Origin of the sequence: Saccharomonospora saliphila YIM 90502, from assembly GCF_000383795.1 — a bacterium.
Lineage (GTDB): Bacteria > Actinomycetota > Actinomycetes > Mycobacteriales > Pseudonocardiaceae > Saccharomonospora > Saccharomonospora saliphila.
This window is the reverse complement of record NZ_KB912656.1, coordinates 213321-216457: the sequence shown is the minus strand read 5'-3', so window position 1 is coordinate 216457 and position 3137 is coordinate 213321. Positions and strand designations below refer to the sequence as shown.

The 3137-nt window shown below is 72.3% G+C and carries 4 protein-coding genes; 1 reads left to right on the top strand and 3 read right to left on the bottom strand.

Annotation, left to right across the window (positions count from 1 at the left end; all coding sequences use genetic code 11):
* Window positions 1–20: 20 nt before the first annotated feature.
* The 3 genes from SACSA_RS25215 to SACSA_RS0110000 all read right to left on the bottom strand — a co-directional run bounded on the left by SACSA_RS25215 (window position 21) and on the right by SACSA_RS0110000 (window position 1767).
* Window positions 21–755, bottom strand: a complete 735-nt coding sequence (locus SACSA_RS25215; RefSeq protein ID WP_019815538.1) for a DUF3710 domain-containing protein — start codon at window positions 753–755, stop codon at window positions 21–23.
* Window positions 756–1211: a dUTP diphosphatase gene (dut, locus tag SACSA_RS0110005; protein ID WP_028661744.1), complete on the bottom strand. Its 456-nt coding sequence runs from the start codon at window positions 1209–1211 to the stop codon at window positions 756–758. It abuts the gene before it with no gap.
* Window positions 1212–1458: 247 nt separating this feature from the next.
* The gene (locus SACSA_RS0110000) at window positions 1459–1767 is read right to left on the bottom strand and encodes a DUF4193 domain-containing protein (RefSeq protein WP_019815536.1); all 309 of its coding nucleotides are present in this window, start codon (window positions 1765–1767) and stop codon (window positions 1459–1461) included.
* Window positions 1768–2242: 475 nt separating this feature from the next.
* Between SACSA_RS0110000 and cei the strand changes: the two genes are divergently transcribed.
* Entirely contained in the window at window positions 2243–2959 is a 717-nt protein-coding gene (gene cei, locus SACSA_RS0109995; RefSeq protein ID WP_019815534.1) for an envelope integrity protein Cei, read from the top strand.
* The last annotated feature ends 178 nt before the right edge of the window (window positions 2960–3137 follow it).

Here is a 3137-nt window from a genome sequence, read left to right as displayed (position 1 = left end):
CGCCCAGGGTAAGTCGGGACCTAAGGCGAGGCCGACAGGCGTAGTCGATGGACAACGGGTTGATATTCCCGTACCCGCGTGTGCGCGTCCCTGGCGAGGCAGGTGAGACTAACCACCCGCCTGCCATGCATCGGCGCGTCCCCGCGGTCGATCACGGTGCCGCGCACGATCTCGCGCAGCACCTCGGGCGCCCGCGCCGCCTCCGACTGCGGGCCCGCGATCACGCCCCGCACCATCCACCGGGGTCCGTCGACGCCGACGAAGCGCAGCGCCACGTCGTTGACCACGGCCGAAAGCTCCATCCCCCACTCGCCGCGCCCGACGCTGACCTGCGCGCCGTCCGCCCGCAGCTGATCGGCCAGCTCCTGGCTGACCTCCCGCCAGAGCCCACCCGACCGGGGTGCCGCGTAGGCGCTCACCGTCACCTGGCCGTAACCGGTCACGACGTGCACGGCGCGGACCGCCTTGCTCGCCTGGTCCATCTCCACCTGCACCTGGGAGCCGTCGGGCACGGGAAGACGGAGCGACCCCAGATCCATCCGCGCCACGCCGTCGTCGGGCGCCTCGCTGACGTCGTACGGGCCCGACCGCCGCGCGTCGTCGTCGGCACCGTCGTCGGCGTCGTCGGGGGCCTCCGTTCGCGCGCGGTCGTCCGCCTCGCCGGCCTCGGCGGCGTCCGGTGCCGTCTCGCCCACTCCGACGTCGAGGTCGTCGGCGTCGTCCGACTTCCTGCGCTTGCGTCCGAAAATGCCCACCTAGCTCTCCGTTCCGAGCGTGGCGTGGCCACCGGTCGACCCGTAGCCACCCACTCCGCGTTCCGTCGTCTCCAACTGCTCGACCTCGACGAACTCCGCGTGCTCCACCCGTTGCACGACCAACTGCGCGATCCGGTCCCCGCGCCGCAGGACGATCGGCTCCCTCGGGTCGAGATTGATCACACACACCCGGATCTCACCCCGGTAGCCCGCGTCGACGGTGCCGGGACTGTTCACGAGCGACAGTCCCGTCCTCGCCGCGAGGCCCGACCTGGGGTGCACGAACCCGGCATACCCCTCGGGAATGGCCACGGCGATCCCCGTGCCGAGCATGGCACGCTCCCCCGGGTCGAGACGCGCGTCCGACGTGGTCACGAGATCCGCGCCCGCGTCGGCGGGGCGGGCGTAGCCGGGTGGGGCCACGCCGGGGTCGAGCCGGGTCATCGGGATACGCACGCTGGACACGGCACGCGAGACTACCCGCCCCGCGCGGGGCGGTGACGCACGCACGTCCCGTCGACCGCCGGCGGCGGTGACACGCGCGCGGGAGAGGGTCGTCCCCGCCACGGGCCGTGGGCGGACAGCAAAAACGGGTGGCCGAGTCGCACTCGACCACCCGCCTCCGCAGCCCCCTCCGGATGTCCGCGCCGCCCGCGCCCTCCGCCGGGCGGGTGACCCGCCGTACCGTCGGCGGGTCACCGCTTCAGGCGCAATCCCGGCAGATCATCTGCCCACCGGACTCCTCGGAGAGCCTGCTGCGGTGATGCACGAGGAAGCAGACCGAGCAGGTGAACTCGTCGGCCTGCTTCGGCACCACCTTCACCGTGAGATCCTCGCCCGAAAGACCGGACAGGTCGGCGCCGGGCAGCTCGAAGTTCTCCCCGGTCGCGTCGTCATCGACGTCCACGACGCCGGACTGCGTCTCGTTGCGCCGCGCCTTCAGCTCCTCCAGCGAATCCTCCGCCAGTTCATCGGCTTCGCTGCGGCGCGGAGCGTCGTAGTCGGTCGCCATTTCTCCTTCACCCCTGCGATCAGCTTCAGTATCAGTCCGCGAACACCCGGGGCCTGCTCCGCCCGAGAGTTCCTCGTGCCGCTGGACAACGTCCCAGCGCTGTAGTTTGTGCCCGGAATCGGCGTGAGGGAGGTCTCTTTCGACACCTCGCCGTCACCGCCGGAGCCCGGAGAGAGTAGCCCACCGCCTACCCCGACTCGAAGCTGGTCACGCAACCCCTAAAATACGTCACCCGACAGGGTTATCTCCGGTCCAGCACGGGGGCAGGACGGTCCGCCGTCCGGGTTGTGCCGTGCGACCGGGTGGCTGACGTCGTGACTCCGCGCGCTTGCCACCCCGCCGCGACCGTGGTGGCATCCAGTGGCGGCCCCGGGGCCGGGCGGGACGTGTCCGGGTTCTCCCAGGGCACGGTGACGACGACCCGCACAGTACCAACGGAGACCGCGAACCGCGTGGTCTCGGAGAGGACGGGCAGGTGGCGTCGGGGACAGCGGGCCCGAGAGGCTCCGGAGGCGCGCCGGGAACCACCGACCGCACGAGGTCCCGTCCCTATCGCAGGCGCAAACCACTGCCCGCGGTCGCCCTGATCGCCCTGCTGAGCGTGGCCGCCGTGGTCGTGTGGGTCAACGCCGTGGGCTCCACCGAGGACCTCACCGAAGCGATCAGCTGCGAGCCCGCGCCGAGGCCGCCGGAGGACACCACGTACACGCGCGTGCCGTACGACGCGCTCGACGAGACCTCGCCCGTTCCCCCCGGCCGGGTCGCGGTCCGCGTGCTCAACGCGAACGGAACCCGTGGCCAGGCGTCGATCACGACCGAGGCACTGCGGCAGCTCGGCTTCGAGCGTGTCGCCGAGCCCGCGAACGATCCGGCCTTCCCCGCGGGGGAGGCCGACTGCCACGGGCAGATCCGGTTCGGCGCCAACGGCGAGCGGGCGGCCCGCACCGTCCAGCTCATCGACCCGTGCCTTGAGCTGGTTCGCGACGGCCGGAAGGACGCGTCCGTGGATCTGGCGATCGGGACGGACTTCAACGGTGTCAGCCCGTCCGACGACGCCGTGGCCATCCTGGACCGGCTCAAGACCTGGGCGGAGCGCACCGCCGGTGAGGGCGGCGGTGAGCAGGCCGCGGGCGACGACGGCCCGGTGATCGACCAGGACCTGCTCGACGCGATTCCGCCGACCCACTGCTGACCCGGCCCACGATCCGGTGACCCGGAACTCCGGAGACCCCGGAACTGCCGGAGCCCACGGACCGCCGGGCCGTCGGCGCCCTGGCCGGCCACACCCGCCGAGCCACCGGCGCGTGCGGGTCACACGCCGGTGGCTCCGCAGTCGCGCAGGAGTGCGCGCAACGGCTCCGCGATCGACG

What these genes read in the sequence shown, in the direction of transcription:
- SACSA_RS0110000 (WP_019815536.1), bottom strand. Translation starts at nt 1,767, where the DNA reads ATGGCGACCGACTACGACGCTCCGCGCCGCAGCGAAGCCGATGAACTG.